Genomic DNA, 21565 nt, shown 5'->3' on the forward strand with positions numbered 1-21565 from the left:
CCACGGCGTCCACTCAGCGGGGGGTGTTCCGCCTCTCGGGTGTCGTTCCTTGGGTTTTGTCCCCGGTGTAAACGAGCGGGTCGGGGGGGTGGGCCCCGGCGCTCCCCTCGCGGCGCCGGCCCCCGTCCCGCAGGCGTGCCGCACCGGCCAGGAGGTCACCGAGCGCCGCCGCCTGTTGCAGGGGCTCGCCGCCGCTGACCGTGAGGCCGTCGGCCCCGTCGGCGAGGGCCCGCCGCCACAGCGCGAGCACCTCGGAGACGGTGGTCGGCGTGCCCGCCGCCGGGTCCCAGGTGTGCCGGGACATGCATCCGGGGCAGGCCAGGGAGCAGCCCTGGAACCAGACGCCGAGCCGTTTTCCCGGACCCAGTGTTTCCAGCGGGTAGTGCGTCCCGTCGAGGCGCAATTCCACGGCATCTCCTCCTCGGACCGGCTTGGAGTATCCAGTGCGCCGAGGGGCGCCCGCAATTGCCGGAAGCCCTCGATCCGGCTCTCCGCCGGGCGGGATCCGGTTGTTTTCCGGAGCACCACAAAGAATGATCGGTTCCCCTCAAATCACGTGTCCCGCTAGGGGTTTCGCTCCGCTACTCTCTCCCCATCGCGGCGCCTTCCCACCCGGACCGCCCGCGACGAAATGGGGGCTCTTCGAAAATGATCAACAAAGCTCGAATAAACGTCCGGGTTCGACGGCTGAAAGCGGGGCGTCTCTCCTCGGCACGCGCCCGGTTCCACGGTCGCCGGGACGCGGCCGGGCTCCGGGAATTCCTGACGGACGCGGCGGCCGGCCGCACACCGGCCGACGACGACGGCCTGCCGCCCTACATCCTGGGCCTGCGCGCGCAGGTCCGGCGCGGCAGCGCCCGGCTGCGCTCCCGCACCCTCGTGGCGCACCGCGCGCTGCACATCCGGATCCAGGCCGAGTCGGTGCGGGTGGTGACCCAGTACACGGTGCGCGAGGAACCGGCGCCGGCCGCGCTCGCCCGGTTCGGGCAGATGGTCGGTCAGTGGCGTTCGGCCGCCTCCGTCTGCCGCCAGCAGGCCCAGCAACTCGCCGACGAGGCCAACCAGTTGATTGCCTGCTACTGGGACGGCGCCTGGACCCGCAGCCAACGCGACGGCCATGTCAGCGGGCCACGGCCCACGGGCTGGCTGCCCGGGGAGATCACCCTGGACCGCACCTGGGCCCACCTGGACGACGGTCTGCTCAACGACCGCTGGTACGCCCCGGAGGGCGCCGGCCACGACACCGATCCGTCGGCCGTCGCGCAGGCGCTGCACATCCTCGACCACCAGGCGGCGCGCGGCGGCGACGCCACGAGCGGCGTCCGCGGCCGATGACCGTCTCCCTTCCGCCCGCCGTCCGTTCCCCGTCCGCTCCCCGTCCCCCGCTCCCAGGAAGGCCAAGGAACGTCATCGTGCATGACTCGGCCCGGACCGCTCACCGGTCCCCCGTCCGCGCCGCCCGCCGGCTCGCCGTCGTCGTCCCGCTGGTGTGCGCGCTCTCCGCTCTCGTCTCCTGCACCAAGCAGGAGGAAGCCCTCACCACGCCCTGCGGGGTGGTCGTCGACGGCTCCGGGTCGGCCGCCGCGGTCAAGCAGGGATTCGACTCGGAGGCCAAACTCAAGGACAGCCTCATCGAGTTCCTCACCGACCAGAAGTGCGGCACCGTCGACTTCGCGCCCATCACCCGGTCCTCGCGCAGTTCCTCCTGCCGCCAGGGCCAGGTGGACCTCGACCCGCCGCACGACGCCAACACCGACCAGAAGGTCCAGCGGGCCGATGCCCAGCGGGACGCCGCCGTCGCGGCGCTCGCCGAGCTGAAGTGCGCCCGCACGCAGAACGGTTCGGACGTGTGGGGGGCGCTGGCCCGCATCGGGGAGGCCGTACCCGACGACGGCGAGGCGCCGAAGCTGCTCGTCGTGAGCGACTTCGACCAGGCCGACCCGGAGTTCGCCCTGTCCCGCCAGGACCTCACCACCAAGGCCGGGAGGGCCAAGGTCATCGACTCGCTCGTGAAGAACCGGGGCCTGCCCGGCATCCAGGGCATGGACGTCTTCCCTGTCGGGCTCGGCATGCAGTACTCGGCGAAACCCAGCGAGGCCGACGACTTCGAGTCCTTCTGGGTGGAAGCGCTCGAAGGGAGGGCCAAGGCACATGTCGACACCCAGTACAAGCGCTGACGCACCCGAGCCGCGCCGCCGGCGGCTCACCCGCTATGTGCCGTTCCCGGGGCGGAGCACACAGCGGACCACCCGGCCCGCGCCCGGCCCCGCCCCCGGCGGACTCGCCGGCCGGCGGCCCCTGGTCCTCGACGACAAGGCCGAGAGCGGTCTGCTCGGCACGGCCCGCAAGCGCGGCAGGACGGCCGGGCGGAAGCGGACGCTGGACCCGTGGGTGCTCAACAGCGGTGACCGGTTGCCGTACTTCGCCGAACTGGCCTCCGTACGGGACACCGTGATCCACCGGATCGAGGAGGACCTGCGCCTGTGGGAGGAGGCGGCACGGCTCCAGGACGCCCAGGCGGCCACCGCCGTGACCGCGGGCGAGGAGGAGACCCGGCTCCTGGACGAGCGGCTGAGGGAGGCCGACCGGGACATCGAGGCGGCCCGGAGCCAGCTCAACCTCCTCGCGCTCCGGTCCTCGCGCTGGCTCCGCTTCCGGGACCGGCTGCGTGAACGGGTCGAGGAACGCTGGCTGCGCGCCCGCTTCCCGGACGCCGCCGGGCCGCCGGCCGGCCGCACCACGGACCCGGACACTGCTCCTGATGAGCCCGGGCCGGCGACCGGCAAGGACGAGACCGCGGAGCCGGGCGACGACTGGCAGTCGGTGTCCACGGCGGGCACCGACGCGGACGACATCTCGCCCACCGCGCTGCGGGAGGAGTTCCGCGCCGCACGGCGGGAGACCGGCATCGGGTCGGGCGAGGGCTGGGAGGGGCTCCAGACCCGCCCCGGTCTCCCCCGCTGGCTGACCCTGGTCCTGCTGTTCGTCATCATGGCCGTCGAAGTCCCGGTCTACTGGGTCGCCTACCAGCCCTTCCACGGGATCGGCAGCACCGGCGGGGACGCGCTCTCCGGTACGCTCGCCATCTCCTCCGCCGTCATCATGCTGATCCTGCCGCACCTGGCGGGGCACATGCTGCGGTGGCGCTCGGCGACCGGATCGCCGCGCAGCGGATGGCTTCCCGCCCTGTCGCTGCTCGGCGTGTGGGGCGGCCTGACCTGGGTGCTCGGCACGCTGCGGGCCAAGTTCGTGATGCAGCACGACGCTCCGGCGCCCACCGGCAAGGAGACCGCGGGCTTCCGCGGGATCGGCGGCCCGTCGGCCGACACCTCGACCCTGGTGGACCGGCTGCACCTGTCGACCCAGACGGTGACCTGGCTGTTCTGCGCGCTGCTGCTGCTCTCCGGCGGGGTCGGCTTCCTGCTCGGCCTGTTCCGGGAACACCCGTTCCTCGACGCCTACCGCACGGCGGTCGAACGGCGTGCGGAGCTCCAGCGGCGGCGCGAGCGGAGCGCCGCCGCCACCGAGCGGGCCCGGGCCGCGCAGCAGACGGCCGAGGACCGGCAGGAGCATCGCAGGGAGGCCGCCAACGAGCGGATCGCCGCGGCCCGCCAGCTGTACGAGGCCGCCGCCCACGAGTATCTCGACGGGGTGATGACGGCCTCCAGGGACACCGCCGTCACCGAGTCGGCGATGCGCCTGTCCCGGAACTGGCCGCTGCTGCCGGCACCGCTGCGGGACCGTTGAGAGACGGCTGCCGGACGGCTGAACGTCCACGGCACGCCGCACCGGCACTGCCCCGGCCCCCGCGAGGGGACCGGGGCGGTCGCGTATGTCCGGTGCCGCTCAGTCCCCCGTGGCGGAGACGACGGCGTGCAGCGGCGCCAGCAGCCGGTTGACCTTGCGTACGTCGTCCTTCGACGCCAGCCGCAGGCGGTCCCGGGGACGCGGATCGAGGGGCGCGTCCGGGCAGCGGTCCTGGAACAGCTGGAGCGCGGGGCGCGGCCGGCAGCGCTTGGACGTCCACCACAGGCCCTGCACGTCGTCGCAGCGTTCGCGGATCACCCGCACCCAGTACCGGGTCCCGGCGTACTCCTCGGTGTCGATCAGCCAGTCGTCCTGCCAGACGGCGGCCAGGCCCTCGGCGGTCGTGAGGTCCGCCAGGGAGAGGTCCGCCGTGGTGCGGACCGCCGAGAGGACGTACCGGGAGGCCTGTGCCCAGGGGATCTGGCGCACCCCGTCGTCGCCGAACTCCACAGACCTGAGCAGGACTTCGGACAGCGCGGTGACCGGATCGAGGGCGGCGTAGAGGTAGGGATAGGGGTCCTTCTCGGTGGGGTCGAAGCGGCTGCCCTTGAAGAACTCGTGGGCGACGTTCGGGTTGAACTCGCCGGCCTCGAACTGCTCCTCGTGGCACCGCCACAGCACCGTGCCCGCCCTGAGGGCGTGCCGCAACGGCTTCATCGGAACGCCCTGGGGCGGAAGCTGACCCGCCATCAGTACGCTCCCACCAGTTCGGCGGCGGCGCGTTCCAGCGCGTCGTCCGGCAGGACACCGAGCAGTTCCGCCGGGACGCCGCCCAGCCACCGGTTGCCGCCCAGCCACCAGTCGGCGGCGCCCCACGGGTCGCGGTCCGCGCGGAGCAGTACGTTGATCCGCCGGACGACCGGCAGCGGTTCGGCGGTGCCGGGCCTGAACTGGAAGCGGGGGTAGCGGACGCCGCGGTCCGGGTCGCGGAGCCGGATCAGCTCGGCGGGCCGGTCGGCACCTTCGGACGGGGTGGTGGTCAGGGCCGCGTGCTCGGCCTCGGTCAGCGCGGGGGCGGCGAGGAGCCGGCGGCGGGCCGACCGCAGCAGTTCGGCGGGGTCGGGCGGCGGGGTGCCGAGGACGTCGATCACCGCGTCGATCGTGGTGAGGCTGGGCAGTTCGCGGGCGACGGCGGCGTAGCGGTGGCCGCCGAGCGCCTTGGCCACGGGGTGGTCGGGCGGCAGCGCGGACAGCGTGCGCTTCAGCCGGCGTACGACACGGGCCACGGCCGCCGGACTGCCGGCGGCGGTCTCCTCACGCATCTCGCGCAGGGCATCGGAGACATGGCCGAGGTCGTCCTCGTCCAGCCCGGTGACGACGGTGGTCCAGTGACTCTCCAGGAGCCTGAGCAGTTCCTCCGACGTCATGCGCGCTCTCCTTCCTGCCGCCGGGCGGGAGCCGCCGGTGCGGGGTTGCCGTGGTGGACGAAGGCCGCCCAGGTGTCGGGCCGGTCGCGGAAGTCCTCCGCGAGCCGCCAGGCGGCCGAGATGCCTTCCAGCGCCGGGACGGGCGGGCGCTCGCCGGGCGGGGTGAGCATCCAGCGCTGGGCGGCGCGCAGCGCGTCCGGTGGGGCGAGGCCCCGGGCGAGCGCGTCGTGCAGGACGAGCATCAGCAGCTCGGACCGCATGTCGTCGACCTTCCAGCGGGAACCGATGGCGTCGGCGGCCAGCCGGTGCACCAGGACCGAGGTGACGGTCAGCGCCTCGTCGTGGTCGCGGGTGGTGAGGTCGGTCTCGCAGCCGCCGCATACGACCAGGGGGCCGGCCGAGCGGAAGGCGTCGCCCTCGGCGGGCGTCTCCAGCAGAGTGCTCAACGTGAGATCACCGCCGGTGCCGGTGGACTCGCCGTCCTCACTCGATGCCGCCAGTCGCAGGGCCGAGCGGGTGGGGTCCGGCCCGGCGAGCCCGTGGCAGGCCAGGTGCACGAGGGAGGCGGGGGCGGTGGCCCGGCCGCCGAGCAGGGCCAGGACGGTCTCCGGGGTGGCGGGGTTGTCGTCGGGATGGTGGACCAGGGCGCCCGGATAATGGACGCCGGCCAAGGTCTCGATCTCCTCCTCGGCCCACTCCAGATCGTCCACGCCGTGGAACACCAGGGCCGGCCGGTCACCGGGCGCCATACGCCGACGGGCCGCGGCCCGCAGAAACTCCCGCCCGGAGGCGGCGTAGGTGAGAACCCCGACCTCACAGACCCGCACCCCCCGCGCCACACCGGCCACCTCCAGGACACCCGCCTGCCAGGGCACGACACCGAGGTCCCCACAGGGCACGATGACGAGCCGCACGGCTTCGCCGTGGGTGCCGTCGGGACCCAACCCGGACTCAGCGAGAGCCCGGTCCCACAGGGCCAAGCGGTCCAGGGCGGGGCCGAGTACGCCGCCGGCCCAGACGCACAGGTCGTCCAGGGCCCGCAGCCAGCGTCGCTCGGCGCGGTCCTTCTCTCGCGGGTTGACGGTGTCCTCGTCGGCGGTCTCCAGGCGCTGGCGGTCCGCGCCGGCCGCCAGGTACCGCGCGACCGGTTCGCGGCCGTCGGGGGTGAGGCCCGGCAGGGGCAGCGCCGTGACGGGGCCGTCGGCGGGGACGACCAGGACCGCCCCGTCGGGGTCGTCGACGCCGGGCACGAGGTACAGCAGCGCGTCCGCCCCTGCCTTCCGCAGTCCGGCACGCAGGTCGCTCACGGAGGCGACCACCGGCTCCACGTCGTCGCCCTGCCCCCGCAGCAGCTCCAGCGAGCGGCGCCGCAGGTCACCGGGCAGGCCGGGAGCGCCCGCACCCGCCGCGGCGAGCATCTCCAGCGGGGAGCGCCCCCGCCCCTCACCGGCACCGCCCGTCCCCACGTCGGCAAGCACCCCCAACGAGCCCCGCAGATCACCGCCGGCACCCGAGCCGGCGGACATCTCCATCGGAGAACGCTCCCGCCCCTCGCAGACAGCGCCCGGCCCCGAGTCGGCAAGCGCCCCCAGCGAGCCCCGCAGGCCACCGTCGGCACCCGCGCCGGCGGACATCTCCAGCGGAGAACGCTCCCGCCCCTCGCAGACAGCGCCCGGCCGCGAGTCGGCAAGCGCCCCCAACGAGCCCCGCAGGCCACCGCCGGCACCCGAGCCGGCGGACATCTCCAGCGGGGAGCGCCCCCGCCCCTCACCGGCACCGCCCGTCCCCACGTCGGCAAGCACCCCCAACGAGCCCCGCAGGCCACCGTCGGCACCCGCGCCGGCGGACATCTCCAGCTCGGAGCGCCCCCGCCCGTCAACGGTGGCACCGGGATCGACCGCGGTATCCATCTCCAGCGAATCGCGACCCTGCGATGCACCGTCGGGGCCCCCGCTCGCGTCGGCGAGCGCCCCGAGCGATGAGCGTCCCCGCGCCTCGCCGCCGGTCCCCGCGCCCACGTCGGCCGACAGTTCCAGGAGGGAGCGGTCGTCGGTCCGCTCCCAGGCGGGGTCGGCGGCGGCGTCGCGCCAGCGGTCGGCGAGTTCCGTTTCGCCGAGGGCCGCCAACCGGTCGGCGACGCCCGCCGAGACGGCCGCCGCGCCGAGCACCAGGGAGCGGCCCGCCTCCAGGGATGCGATGGCCTCCTCGGTGAGTCCGGCGCGCAGCGCCCAGAAGGCCGCCCGGCGGCCCCGGTCGGCCGCCGCGCGCGCGATGCGCAGGCCACGGCCGACGCCCTGCTGGAGCAGGACGTCGTCGGCGGACAGCCGCAGGGACCTACGGGCGAGTCCGACGGCGACCCGCAAATCGTCGTCGGCACCGGCCCCGCCTGCCCGCAGACCGCCATCAGCACCAGACCCGTCCGCCCGCCGGTGCTCGTCCCCCTCGGACTTCCCTCCCGGGAGGGCAGCCTCGGCACCGGACCCACCGGCCCACAGCGCCCCGCCCGCACCGGTTTCAGCCGCCCGCAGCGCATCGCCCACCCCCGACTCCCCCGTCGGAAGGGCAACCTCGGCACCAGACCCATCCGCCCGCCGGTGCTCGTCCACCTCGGACTTCCCTCCCGGGAGGGCGACCTCGGCACCGGACCCACCAGCCCACAGCGCCCCGCCCGCACCGGTCTCACCCGCCCGCAGCACATCGCCCACCCCCGACTCCCCCGTCGGAAGGGCAACCTCGGCACCAGACCCATCCGCCCGCCGGTGCTCGTCCACCTCGGACTGCTCTCCCGGGAGGGCAGCCTCGGCACCAGACCCGTCCGGCGGGAGAGTTCCGTCCGTATCCGCCCTGTTCGCCCGGAGGGTCGCGCGCTTGGCGTGCAGTGCCGCCAGGTCCCAGGTGAGGCCGGCTCCGCCAGGGGCGCCGTCGGGTAGTTCCGTGAGCGCCTGGGTCAGCTCGTCGATCGCCTCGTCCAGCGCGCCGGCGTCCCCGGTGAGGAGGTGCAGGGTGTCCAGAGCGAGCGCGATGCCGCCGCGTGCCCGGGGCCGGAAGTCGGAGGTGAATCCGGTGGCGTCCAGGGCGGCCCGGGCGCGCTGGACGCCCTCGGCGATGCGGCCCGGGTCCGACTCGGCGATCGCCGTGAGGGTGATCAGCGGTGCCCAGGTGATGTCGAGGAGGCTGCGCAGGACGGGCATGTCCACGGACGTCTCCACGGCCCGCTGGAGGTGGTGCACGGCCGCCCGCAGATGTGCGGTCCGGTCGTCCGCCGCCGGCGCGAGCACGACGCGGCCCAGGTAGGCCATGCCGAGGACGAAGCCGGTCAGGACGCCGGTCCATTCCTCGGCGCCGTCGTAGGTCTCGTCCAGTTCCAGTTCGCACAGCGCGTCGACGGCGTCCTCGATCGCCCCGACGTCGCCCCGGTCCAGGGCGGACGTCACCCGCACGTGGAGCCGGACGGCCGCCCCGCACAGACGCAGGGTGGCGGCGGTGACGCTCGTGGGGTCGTCGTCCCACTGCTGCGACTCGAACAGTTCCCGGGCCATGTCCTCGTCCTGGAGGCTGCCGCCGGTGAGGGCGGCGCCGAGGAGCAGTCCGGGCACGACGGTACGGAGCCACTCGCTGTGGGCGCGGCTGTCGAGTTCCCCGTCGGCCGAGGCCTCGTGCATCAGCCGGAGCGCCGTACGGAACCCCTCCATGTCGCCGGTGCGGGTGGCGAGGGCGACGTGGACGAGCGCGGCGACCATCCGGGACGGCAGGGGGGCGCGCCCGTCCGTCACGGCGGCGGCCGGGTCTCCCGACAACTCGGCAAGGAGTGCGGAGACGTTCTGCGGCGCCACGGTCCCGGGCGACATCACCTCGGCCAGGGCCAGGAACTGGCTCAGGGTGTGCCGGATCTCCGCGACACCGTCGGAGGAGTCGTCGGCCGGCGCGTCGCCGGTCTCGTCAGGTGTGAGTCGCTCCATCTGGCCGAGCATCAACGACAGCAGGGTGCCCAGTGAGGACGGCAGCGCTCCGTCCGTCATGGTGTCGACGATCCGCCGGCCGCCGCGGACGAGCGTGTCGGTGTCGCCGGACAGCAGCGCGTCGGTCATCTCGCCGAAGACCCGCAGGCCGTCCCGGAACTGGGGAGTCATCCGCTGCTGCTCGCGTTCCAGCAGCAGCCGGACGAGCAGCGCGCTGTCCTCCACCATGCCCGAACCGCCCTCGGTGAGCGGGGTGCCGAGCGAGACCAGGGACATGAGCCGGTCGACGGTCCAGTGGCCGGAAAGTCCGGCGGTGGCGTCGCGGTCGAGCCGTACCAGCCGTGACCCGACCAGTCCGACGAGGTCCCGGTACGCGGCCTCCCGTTCCTCCTCGCCGAGCAGGGCCGCCGTAAGGGCTTCCTCCAGCAGGGGGAGCGCCCGCTCCCGGTCGGCCGGGGCGCCTTCGAGGACGAACCGTACGGCGTGGCAGCGGCCGAGCCGTGCCGCCACCGTCGCGGCCGTCGCCCCACCGCCCTCGGCCGAGCGCAACTCGGCGAGGAGCGAGGCCAGTTCGTCCGTGAGCGCGTCGAGTTCCGGTCCTCGTACCCCTCGGTACGCCTCCGGTTCGACCGGTACGGAGAATCCGTCCGTGCGCGCGAGCGCGGCGGCGGCGCGGTCGGCCACGGGGGCGGCCCCGGCTTCAGTCATGCGTCATCCCCTCCCGTCGCCATGGTGCCCGTTCCCGTGTTCCGGCAGCCGGGTCCGGCGCGCCCTGAGCGGCATCCTGCCGGACAACGCCCGGCTCCCGGCCGGTTTCCGACCGATCCGCCGTGGCACGGGAGGGGCGAAGTCGGCATGCTGGACCGCGAGTCGAGGACAGCGGCACCGGCGGCCGGAGGGGGAACACGGTGACGAACTGCGGACCAGGGCCCGGCACTCTCGTGCCGTACCTGGAGACCACCCAGGACGACTACGCGGCCCGCTACACGACCGGTCTGCGGGTCGAGGCGGCGGACGCCGGCGTGGTCGTCCTGCACGGCCGCTGTCCCCGGTGCGGCTGCGCGTTCACGTACACGCACACGGACCGGGTGTTCCGCTCGCCACGCCGCGGGCCCCGGCCGGCGCACGTCCCGGTGCTCTGCGCGTGCGAGGCCGGGCATCCGGGCCGGCCGGCCGAGGAGACGGGGTGCGGCGCCTACTGGAACGTCGTCGTGGAGCGGAGGTGACCCCGCGCCCACGGGTCCGGCCGGGGCCGCCCGGGACCCCGGCCGACCGCCAGGCGGCCCGGCAGACCCGGGAGTTGCTCGCCGGTGAGCTGTCCCGTGCCCGGGAGGCGGCGCTCGCCTGGCGCAACGGGCTCGCGGCGCTGTTCGCCGGGCTGCTCGGCTTCGGCCTGATCAAGGGCCGTACCGACGTGGGGAGACTGGCCTCCCCGTACGACGCCCTGGTGGGCGGCGCGCTGCTGCTGTGTCTGCTGTGCGGCACGCTCGGCGCGCTGCTGCTGCTCCGGGCGGCGCACGGCGCGCCCGCCGGGGTCCGGCTGCCCACCGGTGTGCCCGCCACGGCCACCGCGCTGCACCTGGGCGATCACATGGAGACCCGTCGCACGGTACGGGCCCTCACCCGTGGGGTGGCGCTGACGATCATCTGCGGGGCGCTGCTGGTCACGGCGGTGGCGCTGACCTGGTACGGCCCCGAGAAGGACGGCCCCCGCATCCTGGTGCGCACCCCGTCGGGGGTGGTGTGCGGGAAGCCCGGGCGCGTCGAGGACGGAGTGCTGCCGGTCAGGACGGACACCGGTGAGGTCGCGGTGCGGCTGGCCCGGGCCGAGGCCCTGACCGCGGTCGACGACTGCCCGGGCGCCGCGCCCTCACCGTGATGCCGCTCCGGATGCCGCCCAGGCGGGGCCGCTCAGCCGCCGGCGCGCCGCCCCGAGGCCAGGGTGAGGGTCAGGTAGAGCACCAGGGAGGTGCCGAGGCCCACCGCCCAGCCGTAGTCCGCGAGGGGCGCCAGGGCGGGGATCGGGCGGCCGTCGGTCAGGGGTTTGAGGCTCGCGCCGCCGAGCGCGAGGACGCCGCCCGCCAGGAACGCGACGACCGCCCGCCAGTTCCAGCCGCCCGCGTACCAGTACCGGCCGCCCGGACGGTACAGGTCGCCGAGGTCCAGGCGGGTGCGGCGCAGCAGCCAGTAGTCGGCGACGAGGATGCCGGCGACCGTGCCGAGCAGGCCGCCGACCAGGCCGAGCCAGGTGAAGATGTAGCCCTGCGGGTCGGAGTACAGCTTCCAGGGGAAGATCAGCACGGCGAGGACCGCGGTGATCAGGGCGCCGGTGCGGAAACTCACCTTCCGGGGCGCCACGTTGGAGAAGTCGAAGGCCGGGGAGACCAGGTTGGCGGCGATGTTCACGGACAGCGTCGCCACCAGGACGGTCACGAGCGCGTACAGCAGGCCGACCACGTTGTCCGTCTTCGCCGCCAACTGCACCGGGTCCCAGACCGGTTCGCCGTACACGGCCTGCGAGCCGGAGGTGACCAGCACGGACAGGAACGCGAACAGGGTCATCGTGGTCGGCAGGCCGAGGGCCTGGCCCCAGGTCTGCGCGCGCTGGCTCCTGCCATAGCGGGTGAAGTCGGGGATGTTGAGCGACAGCGTGGACCAGAAGCCGATCATGCCCATGAGGGAGGGCCAGAACAGCTTCCAGAAGTCGCCGCCCCAGCCGAGCTTGGACGGCTGGTCGAACAGCGGCCCGACGCCCCCGGCCTTGTCGCTCATCCACCACAGCATCACGAAAGCGCCGACCAGGACGAAGGGCGCGGCCCAGTTCTCGAAGCGGCGGATGGTCTCCATGCCCCGGTGGATGATGGCCACCTGGATCACCCAGAAGATCGCGAAGGACAGCCACATCGTCCAGGCGTAGCCGCCGATGTGCCCGGCGTTCTTCCAGCTGTCGCCGATCAGCTTCCCGGCGAGGAAGTAGATCGCCTCGCCGCCGATCCAGGTCTGGATGCCGAACCAGCCGCACGCCACCAACGCCCGGACCACGGCGGGCAGGTTGGCGCCGCGCACGCCGAAGGAGGCGCGGGCGAAGACCGGGAAGGGGATGCCGTACTTGGGGCCCGCGTGCCCGGTGAGCAGCATCGGCACCAGCACGATCAGGTTGGCGAGGGCGATGGTGAACACCGCCTGCTTCCAGTCCATGCCCACCGCGATCAGCCCGGAGGCGAGGGTCCAGGAGGCGGTGTTGTGGGCCATGCCGACCCACAGGGCGGAGAAGTTGTACGTCGTCCACGTGCGCCCGGCCACGGGGACCGGGAGCAGGTCCTCGTTGGCGTAGGGGCCGCTGGGCGGCGGTGTGCCGGGGGCGAGTTCCACGCGCCCGTCGGGGAGGGTGACTTGGCCGGATATCGGTACGGCCGTGGGAGCGGTGTCGGTCATGGGCTGGCCAATCGGGGAGAGACGGATCGGGATGGCCGTGCGGGCACCAGCCCCCTCCCCCGGGACGGCAGGGAGGGGAGACCAAGAGGGGCGTGGGGGGACTCGGGAAGCGTGGGCGGGGGTCAGGCGACGGCGGAAGGTCAGGAGTTGACGGCGGGGATGACGTGGTGGCCGTAGGCCTCGATCGTGGCCTCCTGCGCGTCGTGCATGTCGTACACCGCGAACTGGTCGACGCCCAGGGCGCGCAGCGCGGTCAGTTTCTCGACGTGTTTCTCGACCGGGCCGATGACGCAGAACCGGTCCACGATCTCGTCGGGCACGAACGCGGTGTCCGGGTTGCCGCTGCGGCCGTGGTGCGCGTAGTCGTAGCCCTGCCGGGCCTTGATGTAGTCGGTGAGTTCCTCCGGGATCTGGGCGGAGTGCTCGCCGTATCTGGTGACCAGGTCGGCGACGTGGTTGCCGACCATGCCGCCGAACCAGCGGCACTCGTCGCGGGCGTGCGCGAGGGCCTCGGGCGAGTCGTCCTCGGTGACGTACGCCGGCGCGGCGACGCAGATCGTCACCTCGGACGGGTCACGGCCGGCCGCCACTGCCGCGTCCTTGACGGCCTTCACCATGTACTCGGTCAGGTACAGGTCGGCGAGCTGGAGGATGAACCCGTCGGCCTCCTCGCCGGTCATCTTCAGCGCCTTCGGGCCGTACGCGGCCATCCAGACAGGGAGTTCGGCGCCCTCCCTGATCCACGGGAACCGGATCTTCGTACCGCCGAGGTCGGCCTCCTCGCCCCGGCCGAGGGCGCGGATCACCTTCATGGCCTCGCTGATCCGGGCGAGGGTGTTGGGTTTGCGGCCCGCGACGCGCATCGCGGAGTCGCCGCGGCCGATGCCGCAGACGGTGCGGTTGCCGAACATGTCGTTGAGGGTGGCGAAGGTGGAGGCGGTGACCTCCCAGGTGCGGGTGCCCGGGTTGGTGACCATCGGGCCGACCTTGAGCTTCTGGGTGTTCGCCAGGATCTGGCTGTAGATCACGAACGGTTCCTGCCAGAGCACGGCGGAGTCGAAGGTCCAGCCGTAGCGGAAGCCGTTGCGCTCGGCCCGTTTCATCAGGCTGATGACGCGGGAGGCGGGCGGGTCGGTCTGGAGGACGAGTCCGAAGTCCATGGGCGCCACTCCTAGTTGAGGTACTGACAGGTGGAGCGCGGGGTGAAGACGCCGTGCCCGGCGTGGCCGGTGTACTCCCGCTGGTCGATGACGAGTTCGCCGCGCGACAGGACCGTCTCGACGCGGCCGGTGACGCGCTTGCCCTCGTACGCCGAGTAGTCGACGTTCATGTGGTGGGTCTCGGCGGACATCACCTGCTCGGCGTGCGGGTCGTAGATGACGACGTCCGCGTCGGCGCCCGGGGTGATGGTGCCCTTCTTCGGGTACAGGCCGAACATCCGGGCCGGGGTGGCGCAGGCGATCTCGATCCAGCGGCGGCGGGAGATGTGCCCGTCCACGACCGCCTGGTGGAGCAGGTCCATACGGTTCTCCACGCCCGGAAGCCCGTTGGGGATCTTGGAGAAGTCGCCGCGGCCCAGTTCCTTCTGGCCGGTGAAGCAGAAGGGGCAGTGGTCGGTGGAGACGACCTGGAGGTCGTTGGTCCGCAGGCCCCGCCACAGCCTGGCCTGGTGCTCCTTCGGCCGCAGCGGTGTGCTGCACACGTACTTGGCGCCCTCGAAGCCGGGTTCGGCGAGGTTGTCGGTGGACAGGAACAGGTACTGCGGGCAGGTCTCGCCGAAGACGTTCAGCCCCTCGTCGCGCGCCCGCGCCAGCTCGGCCACGGCCTCCATGGCGGAGACGTGCACGACGTACAGGGGCGCGCCGGCCACCTGGGCGAGCTTGATGGCCCGGTGGGTGGCCTCCGCCTCCAGCAGGGCCTTGCGCACCTCCCCGTGGTAGCGCGGGTCGGTCTCGCCCCGGGCGAGCGCCTGCTCGACCAGCACGTCGATGGCGATGCCGTTCTCGGCGTGCATCATGATCAGCCCGCCGTTCTCGGCGGAGCGCTGCATGGCGCGCAGGATCTGCCCGTCGTCGGAGTAGAAGACCCCGGGGTACGCCATGAACTGCTTGAAGCTGGTGACCCCCTCCTCGATCAGCAGGTCCATCTCCTTGAGCGTCTCCTGGTTCACATCGGAGACGATCATGTGGAAGGCGTAGTCGATCGCGCAGTTGCCCTCGGCCTTGGCGTGCCAGGTGTCCAGGCCCTCGCGCAGGGTGTGGCCGACGCTCTGCACCGCGAAGTCCACGATGGTCGTCGTACCGCCCCAGGCGGCGGCCCGGGTGCCGGTCTCGAAGGTGTCGGAGGCGAAGGTGCCGCCGAAGGGCAGCTCCATGTGGGTGTGGGCGTCCACGCCGCCCGGGATGACGTACTTCCCGGTGGCGTCGATCGCGCGGTCCGCGCTCCAGTTCTGTGAGTCGGGCGCGGCCAGGGCGGCGATGCGGGAGTCCTCGATGAGGACGTCGGCGTGGATCTCGTCGGACGCGGTGATGACTAGGCCACCGCGGATGACGGTACGCGTGGTCATGGGTGCCTCTCTTCCGTGGTCACCTGCGGGTCGTCGTGGCTGGTCGGGCAGTTCCCCGCGCCCCTTCAGGGCGCCCTCACGGCGCCGTCAGCGGGTCGTACGCCCCCGGCGCGCGGTCCCGGTAGAACTGCCAGCGGTCGCGGACCTCCCGGAGTTTGGCCAGGTCCAGGTCGCGGACGACGAGTTCGCTCTCCTTGTCGCTCGCGACCTCGCCAACGAACTGGGCCTCCGGGTCCACGAAGTAGGTGGTGCCGTAGAAGTCGTTGTCGCCCAGGTCCTCCACGCCGACCCGGTTGATCGCGCCGACGAAGTACTCGTTGGCGACGGCCGCCGCCGGCTGCTCCAGCTGCCAGAGGTAGCGGGACAGGCCGCGCGATGTGGCCGACGGGTTGAAGACGATCTCGGCACCGGCGAGGCCGAGCGCCCGCCAGCCCTCCGGGAAGTGGCGGTCGTAGCAGATGTAGACGCCGATCCGGCCGGCGGCGGTGTCGAAGACGGGCCAGCCGCTGTTGCCGGGGCGGAAGTAGAACTTCTCCCAGAATCCCTGGACCTGGGGGATGTGGGTCTTGCGGTACTTGCCGAGGTAGGAGCCGTCCGCGTCGATCACGGCGGCCGTGTTGTACAGGACGCCCGGCTGCTCCTCCTCGTACATGGGCAGGACGAGGACGATGCCCAGCTCGCGGGCGAGGGCCTGGAAGCGCCGGACGGTCGGGCCCTCCGGGATCCGCTCGGCGTACTCGTAGAACGCCTTGTCCTGGACCTGGCAGAAGTAGGGGCCGTAGAACAGCTCCTGGAAGCAGAGGACTTGGGCGCCCTGGGCGGCGGCGTCGCGGGCCGCCTGCTCGTGCACCTGGATCATGGACTCCTTGTCGCCGGTCCAGGCGGTCTGGAAGAGGGCGGCACGGATCACTCGGCTCATCGGGACCTCCGGTAGCTCGGTGTGCGCTGAGCGTAGGAAGCCCGGACGGCCGGTTCGACGGGCAGCGTGTCACGTCCCCGGGCGGTCGGCGTGCCACCGTGTCACGCGTGCGCGGTCCCATGTTTCACCGCCGTTTTCGCAGGTCGTCGCATGTTTCACCCCTGTTGCGCGTCGTGCGCGAGGAGCGCGATGTGCACGGAGGCCGCCTGTTCGAAGTCGTCCAGGTCGACGCCGAGGCGGGCCTGTATGGCCTCCAGGCGGCGGTAGAGGGCCGGCCGGGAGACATGGTGGAGCTGGGCGGTACGGGACTTGTTGCGGCCCGTCGCCAGATAGGTCCGCAGCACGTTCAGCAGTTCCGGTTCGGCGGCGCACAGCAGCCCGTCCAGCTCGCGCTCGGCGAAGGACTGCACCTGCGGGTCGTCGCGCAGCAGACGGATCAGCCCGCGCAGATGGACGTCCTTGAGGCGGACGACGGCCGGCAGGTCGAGGGCGGCCGAGGAGCCGGCGACGGCGTCGGCGACATGCCGGGCCTCGCGAAGCCCGGCGGGCACGTCGTCCCACGCGGTGCGGGGACCGGCGGCGGCGACCACGGCCGGGGACTCGGCGCGCAGCCGGGTCGCGAAGTGCGCGGTGAGCGCCTCGGCGTCCTGGTCGCGGGCGAGGCTGAGCAGCACGGTGGCAGCGCCGTCGGTGAGTTCGGCGACGATACCGGGCAGCCCCAGCAGGCGCAGCACCCGGTCGAGTCGGTCCGATGTGCGGCCCTGGACGACGAGCGGGACGAAGGTCCGCCGGTTGACCGGCAGCCCGGCCGCCCGGGCTCGGGGCAACAGCTGCCGGGCCGGTACGACCCCGGAGACGAGGTCGGTCAGCAGGCTCTGCGCGGACTGCTCCTCCCAGCTGTGCGCGCAGGCGCCGCCGAGCATCCGGTGCAGCACCAGGGCCTCGGCGGCCCGGTCCGCGAGCAGCCGTCCGGTGGCCGCGTCGCCCCGGTAGCCGCACAGCAGCAGCCGCCCCCACCGCTCCCCGCGTCCGCCCAGCTCGGCCCGGACCCAGCCGTCACCGGCGCTGCCGCCGGCCTGCCGGGCGATCCGCTCCCAGTCGCGCAGCACGTCGTCCACCGCTGACCGCTCCCCCGCCGTGCCGAGCACGCGGTGGGCGAGGTTGGTGACGACGACCGGGCAGCCGCTGTGCCGGGCGACCTCGTCGAGCAGCCGTTGCAGCGGGGCGCCGGCCGTGATCAGCCCGGTGAGGGCGGTGCGTACGGTCTCCGACAGGCTGATCGCGGCGAACTTCCGCCGCACCAGCCGGGACTGCACCTCCTCCGTCAGCTCGGCGAAGGGGAACGGCCGGTGCAGTACGACCATGGGCAGCCCGCACCGCTCTGCGGCCCGGCGCATCACCTCGGGCGGCGCGGGAAAGGCCCGGCCGAGACCGAGGACGACGGCCGCCGCCTCCGCCCGGTGCAGGGACTGGATGTACTCGGCCTGCCGGGCCTCGTCCCCGGCGAGCAGCACGCCGGTGGTGAGGACCATCTCCCCGCCGCTGAGCATCACGCCGACGTCGGCCGCCTCGGCGACGTGCACCCAGCGCACCGGCCGGTCGAGCTGTGCGGCGCCGGCCACCACCTCGGGCTCCCCGGCGAGGACGCGTTCCAGGGTCAGCACCTGGCGCACGGAGAGGGCGGGTTCCAGGACGTGCCGGGACTCCGAGGTGATGCTCATGGCCGTACACCTGTTCTCTAGTACGTGCTCCTCAGCGCCTGTTCCAGGATCGCCGCGCCCTCCTCGGCCTCGGCGACCGTCAGCGACAGCGGCGGGCTGATCCGCAGGGCGCTGGTGTTGTGCCCGCCGCCCTTGCCCAGGAGCAGCCCGCCCTCCCGGGCCGCCTCCAGCACCGCGGCGACGGCCTGCGGGTCGGCCTCGTCCGTGCCCGGCTTGACCAGCTCGACGCCGATCATCAGCCCGCGTCCGCGCACCTCCCGCACCCCGGGCAGCTGCGCGCCGACCGCCCGCAGCCGCTCGACGAGCAGGCCGCCGACGCGCCGGGCGTTGCCCTGGAGGTCGTGTTCGAGCAGGTAGGTGAGGTTGGCGAGGCCGGCGGCCATGGTGATCTGGGTGCCGCCGAAGGTGGAGATGCTGTTGGCGTCCAGGCAGTTCATGATCTCGGAGCGGGCGATCACCCCGCCGATGGACATGCCGTTGCCGATGCCCTTGGCGAAGGTGACGATGTCCGGCGGGCCGCTGCGGGCGTGCGCCTGCCACCCCCAGAAGTGGTCGCCGGTGCGGCCCCAGCCGGTCTGCACCTCGTCGGCGATCCACAGGACGCCGTGCTCCTTCAGCACCTCGCGGAAGGCGGCGTAGAGGCTGTCCGGCGGGGAGGTGAACCCGCCGACGCCCTGGACGGGTTCGGCGATCAGCGCGGCCGGCGGCCGGGTGTGGCCGAGGACGTCCTTCAGGTCGGCGACACAGGCGTCGATGAACGCGCGGTCGTCGAGGTGGGCGAACGGCCCCCGGGTGCGCACGCCGCCGTGGACGTACAGGGTCTGCAACGGGGACAGGGAGGTCGGGGACCAGCCGCGGTTGCCGGTGACGCCGATCGCGCTGAAGGACCGGCCGTGGTAGCTGTTGCGCATGGCGAGGACGGTGTTGCTGCGCCGGTAGGTGGTGGCGAGCAGCAGGGCGGTGTCGTTGGCCTCGGTGCCGGAGGTCGTGAAGAACACCCGGGCGTCCGGGATGCCGCTCAACTGGGCGATGCGCTCGGCGAGTTCGACCATCGGCCGGTTGAGGTAGAGGGTCGAGGAGTGGATGATCCGGCCGGCCTGCTCGCTGACCGCCTTGGTCACCTCGGGCAGCGCGTGCGCGGTCAGTGTGGTCAGGATGCCGCCGAAGAAGTCCAGGTAGCGGCGGCCGGCGGTGTCCCAGACGTGGCGTCCCTCGCCGTGGCTCAGCTCGATCGGGTCGTCGTAGTACAGGGCGAGCCAGTCGGGCAGGACCCTGCGGTGGCGGGAGTAGAGTTCGTTCACGGCTGCACCAGCCCTTCGTAGGCGTCGGGGCGGCGGTCGCGGTAGAAGGCCCACTGCCGCCGCACTTCCTCGATGAGGTCGAAGTCCAGGTCGCGGACGAGGAGTTCCTCGCTCTTGTCGTCGGCGACCTCACCCACGAACTGCCCGCGCGGATCGACGAAGTACGACGTCCCGTAGAAGTCGTTGTCGCCGTACTCCTCTCGCCCGACCCGGTTGATGGCGGCGATGAAGTACTCGTTGGCGACGGCCGCCGCGGGCTGCTCCAGCTGCCACAGGTAGGCGGACAGGCCCCGGTGGGTGGCGGACGGGTTGTACACCAACTGGGCGCCGTTGAGCCCGAGTTGCCGCCAGCCCTCCGGGAAGTGGCGGTCGTAGCAGATGTAGACGCCGACCTTGCCGACGGCGGTGTCGAAGACGGGCCAGCCGAGGTTGCCGGGCTTGAAGTAGTACTTCTCCCAGAAGCCCTTGACCTGCGGGATGTGGTGCTTGCGGTACTTGCCGAGGTAGGTGCCGTCGGCGTCGATCACCGCGGCGGTGTTGTAGTAGAAGCCGGACTGCTCGACCTCGAAGACCGGGACGACGATCACCATGCCGGTCTCGCGCGCCAGCTCCCGCATCCGGCGCACGGTCGGGCCGTCGGGCACCGGCTCGGCCCAGCGGTAGTGCTCCGGCTCCTGGACCTGGCAGAAGTAGGGGGCGTTGAAGACCTCCTGGAACCCGATGATCCGGGCGCCCCGGCGGGCCGCCTCGCGGGCGTGCTCCTCGTGTTTCGCGACCATGGACTCGGTGTCGCCGGTCCAGGTGGCCTGGACCAGAGCGGCGCGGACGACGTTGGTCATGAGCTGCTCCTTCGACACGACGTCAGAGCCTCTACGCCCGTAGAGCAGGCCGTAGAGGGACGAAAGTAAGCCTCCGCGCGGCCCTTGCCAAGACCATCGCCGTCAACCCGCTGAGTCGATCACGATTCACACCCCTGCGGGTGAGCCGACGGCCCGGCCCCGGACGCGGATCGTGACACACCAGGACACTACCCGCCATACCCTGTCACGGCGTGTGCCCGGCGACCCGCAGGGCGTGCACGAGGTCCCAGTGCCGCTCGTCGGAGACGCCGAGCGCGGCCTCCAGCAGCAGCGGGACCAGGCGCGCGGGGTCGGCGGCGACACACCGGGCGGCCTCCTCGGGAGGACGGACGCGTACGTAGGCGTCCAGCAGGGCCCGCGCCTCCCGGCGCCTGCCCTCGCCCTCCATCCGCAGCACGGCCGCGCCGATCTGTTCCGCCGAGCGGGCCACGCCCTGCCGCAGCAGCTGCCGGCCGTCGCCGCCCCGCCCGGCCGCGGCGAGCGCGTCGGCGGCGGCGACCAGCCGCTCGGCGGGCAGCGCGGCGGCCTCCCACAGCAGCGTGGCCCAGTCGGCGCCGAGCCCGGCCCGGTGCAGGGCGTCCGCGAGCAGCGGCAGACGGCCCACGGGCCACCGGGCGGCCTCGACCAGCACCACATGCGCCTCCCCGCTCCGCCCCTCACCCCGCAACCGCGCCAGCCGCCCGACGACCCCGTCGACGGCCTCCCGGGCCCCCTCGTCCACGGCCGCGCCCTCCGGCACCAACGGCTCCGCCACCTCCGCGACCCCGGCGAACCTGGCCCCTCGCGGCGTCCGCGACCCGCCGGTGACGTCCACCCCGACACCGTCAGAAGCCTGCGGCACGACGACAGGCGCGACCTCCTCCCCACCGACGACCCCGGCGAACCGGGCACTGCCCCGGCGACGCTTGCGGGACTTGGGGGTGGGGTCGGGGGAGGCGGGGCTGTCCAGCGAGGGGCCGGCCTCCGAACCGGCACCGGCAGCGCCTGGCAGGACAGGGGTCGGCGAGGCCGGCGGCGCATACGCGGCAGCGGTGCCTGGAGAGGCTGGGGGCGCATACGCGGGAGTGGTGCCTGGCGACGCCGGGGGCGCATACGCGGGAGTGGTGCCTGGCGACGCCGGGGGCGCATACGCGGGAGTGGTGCCTGGCGAGGCCGGGGGCGCATACGCGGGAGTGGTGCCTGGCGAGGCCGGCGGCGCATACGCGGCAGTGGCGCCTGGAGAGGCTGGGGGCACATATGCAGAAGCGGCGCCTGGCGAGGCTGGCGGCGCATATGCGGGAGTGGCCTCTGCCCACCGGCCGAGCCGGGCGGACTGGCCGAACTGGGCAGGCTGACCGGGCTGGGCGGGCTGACCGAGCTGGTCGGGCCGGGCGGGCCGACCGGACTGACCGAGCTGGCCGGGCCGGGCAGGCTGACCGGACTGGGCCGGTTGGGCGGGCTGACCGGACTGACCGAGCTGGGCGGGCCGGGCAGGCTGACCGGACTGACCGAGCTGGGCGGGCCGGGCAGGCTGACCGGACTGACCGAGCTGGCCGGGCCGGGCAGGCTGACCGGACTGACCGAGCTGGCCGGGCCGGGCAGGCTGACCGGACTGACCGAGCTGGCCGGGCCGGGCAGGCTGACCGGACTG

Annotated in this window: 16 protein-coding genes and 2 pseudogenes; 6 read left to right on the forward strand and 12 right to left on the reverse strand. The window is 73.3% G+C overall.

What is annotated here, in order from left to right:
* Positions 1-13: 13 nt before the first annotated feature.
* Positions 14-409: a 4Fe-4S cluster-binding domain-containing protein gene (locus ACZ4WH_RS39195; RefSeq protein WP_468189989.1), complete on the reverse strand. Its 396-nt coding sequence runs from the start codon at positions 407-409 to the stop codon at positions 14-16.
* 239 nt (positions 410-648) lie between these two features.
* Between ACZ4WH_RS39195 and ACZ4WH_RS39200 the strand changes: the two genes are divergently transcribed.
* From ACZ4WH_RS39200 to ACZ4WH_RS39210, 3 genes are all read left to right on the forward strand, one after another.
* A complete protein-coding gene (locus tag ACZ4WH_RS39200) occupies positions 649-1335 on the forward strand; it encodes a hypothetical protein (protein WP_468189991.1) in 687 nt (228 codons plus the stop codon).
* Positions 1336-1412: 77 nt separating this feature from the next.
* Complete coding sequence (locus ACZ4WH_RS39205; protein WP_468189993.1) at positions 1413-2177, forward strand: hypothetical protein; 765 nt, start codon at positions 1413-1415, stop codon at positions 2175-2177.
* Positions 2152-3747 (forward strand): hypothetical protein, encoded by a 1596-nt coding sequence (locus ACZ4WH_RS39210; protein WP_468189995.1) that lies wholly within the window; start codon positions 2152-2154, stop codon positions 3745-3747. The genes ACZ4WH_RS39205 and ACZ4WH_RS39210 overlap by 26 nt, the downstream gene beginning before the upstream one ends.
* 99 nt (positions 3748-3846) lie before the next feature.
* Here ACZ4WH_RS39210 and ACZ4WH_RS39215 read toward each other — a convergent pair whose 3' ends face one another.
* The 3 genes from ACZ4WH_RS39215 to ACZ4WH_RS39225 are packed head-to-tail and all read right to left on the reverse strand — an operon-like array spanning position 3847 to position 9841.
* Positions 3847-4497 (reverse strand): RES family NAD+ phosphorylase, encoded by a 651-nt coding sequence (locus ACZ4WH_RS39215; RefSeq protein ID WP_468189997.1) that lies wholly within the window; start codon positions 4495-4497, stop codon positions 3847-3849.
* Positions 4497-5174: a hypothetical protein gene (locus tag ACZ4WH_RS39220; protein WP_468189999.1), complete on the reverse strand. Its 678-nt coding sequence runs from the start codon at positions 5172-5174 to the stop codon at positions 4497-4499. Before ACZ4WH_RS39220 ends, ACZ4WH_RS39215 begins: the two co-directional genes overlap by 1 nt.
* Positions 5171-9841, reverse strand: coding sequence for a CHAT domain-containing protein (locus ACZ4WH_RS39225; protein WP_468190001.1), 4671 nt, complete (start codon positions 9839-9841; stop codon positions 5171-5173). Before ACZ4WH_RS39225 ends, ACZ4WH_RS39220 begins: the two co-directional genes overlap by 4 nt.
* Positions 9842-10041: 200 nt before the next feature.
* Here ACZ4WH_RS39225 and ACZ4WH_RS39230 point away from each other — a divergent pair, with 200 nt between their 5' ends.
* Both ACZ4WH_RS39230 and ACZ4WH_RS39235 read left to right on the forward strand, forming a co-directional pair.
* The gene (locus ACZ4WH_RS39230; protein ID WP_468190003.1) at positions 10042-10359 is read left to right on the forward strand and encodes a hypothetical protein; all 318 of its coding nucleotides are present in this window, start codon (positions 10042-10044) and stop codon (positions 10357-10359) included.
* Positions 10356-11012, forward strand: coding sequence for a hypothetical protein (locus tag ACZ4WH_RS39235; protein ID WP_468190004.1), 657 nt, complete (start codon positions 10356-10358; stop codon positions 11010-11012). The genes ACZ4WH_RS39230 and ACZ4WH_RS39235 overlap by 4 nt, the downstream gene beginning before the upstream one ends.
* A 32-nt stretch (positions 11013-11044) precedes the next feature.
* Here ACZ4WH_RS39235 and ACZ4WH_RS39240 read toward each other — a convergent pair whose 3' ends face one another.
* The 8 genes and pseudogenes from ACZ4WH_RS39240 to ACZ4WH_RS39275 all read right to left on the reverse strand — a co-directional run.
* Positions 11045-12568, reverse strand: a complete 1524-nt coding sequence (locus ACZ4WH_RS39240; protein ID WP_468190006.1) for an NCS1 family nucleobase:cation symporter-1 — start codon at positions 12566-12568, stop codon at positions 11045-11047.
* Between the two features lie 140 nt (positions 12569-12708).
* Positions 12709-13728 (reverse strand): TIGR03842 family LLM class F420-dependent oxidoreductase, encoded by a 1020-nt coding sequence (locus ACZ4WH_RS39245; RefSeq protein ID WP_468190008.1) that lies wholly within the window; start codon positions 13726-13728, stop codon positions 12709-12711.
* Positions 13729-13739: 11 nt separating this feature from the next.
* Complete coding sequence (gene hydA / locus ACZ4WH_RS39250; RefSeq protein WP_468190010.1) at positions 13740-15134, reverse strand: dihydropyrimidinase; 1395 nt, start codon at positions 15132-15134, stop codon at positions 13740-13742.
* Between the two features lie 76 nt (positions 15135-15210).
* The gene (locus ACZ4WH_RS39255; protein WP_468190012.1) at positions 15211-16053 is read right to left on the reverse strand and encodes a nitrilase-related carbon-nitrogen hydrolase; all 843 of its coding nucleotides are present in this window, start codon (positions 16051-16053) and stop codon (positions 15211-15213) included.
* Positions 16054-16208: 155 nt separating this feature from the next.
* Positions 16209-17774, reverse strand: a complete 1566-nt coding sequence (locus ACZ4WH_RS39260; RefSeq protein ID WP_468190014.1) for a PucR family transcriptional regulator — start codon at positions 17772-17774, stop codon at positions 16209-16211.
* Between the two features lie 17 nt (positions 17775-17791).
* Positions 17792-19075 (reverse strand): aspartate aminotransferase family protein, encoded by a 1284-nt coding sequence (locus ACZ4WH_RS39265; RefSeq protein WP_468190016.1) that lies wholly within the window; start codon positions 19073-19075, stop codon positions 17792-17794.
* Complete coding sequence (locus ACZ4WH_RS39270; RefSeq protein ID WP_468190018.1) at positions 19072-19914, reverse strand: nitrilase-related carbon-nitrogen hydrolase; 843 nt, start codon at positions 19912-19914, stop codon at positions 19072-19074. The genes ACZ4WH_RS39265 and ACZ4WH_RS39270 overlap by 4 nt, the downstream gene beginning before the upstream one ends.
* Positions 19915-20119: 205 nt before the next feature.
* Positions 20120-20875 (reverse strand): annotated as a pseudogene (locus tag ACZ4WH_RS39275) (hypothetical protein); the annotation flags it as partial.
* Positions 20876-21364: 489 nt separating this feature from the next.
* Here ACZ4WH_RS39275 and ACZ4WH_RS39280 point away from each other — a divergent pair.
* A pseudogene (locus ACZ4WH_RS39280) lies at positions 21365-21565 on the forward strand (hypothetical protein); the annotation flags it as partial.

Source organism: Streptomyces sp. NPDC029138 (genome assembly GCF_055564375.1).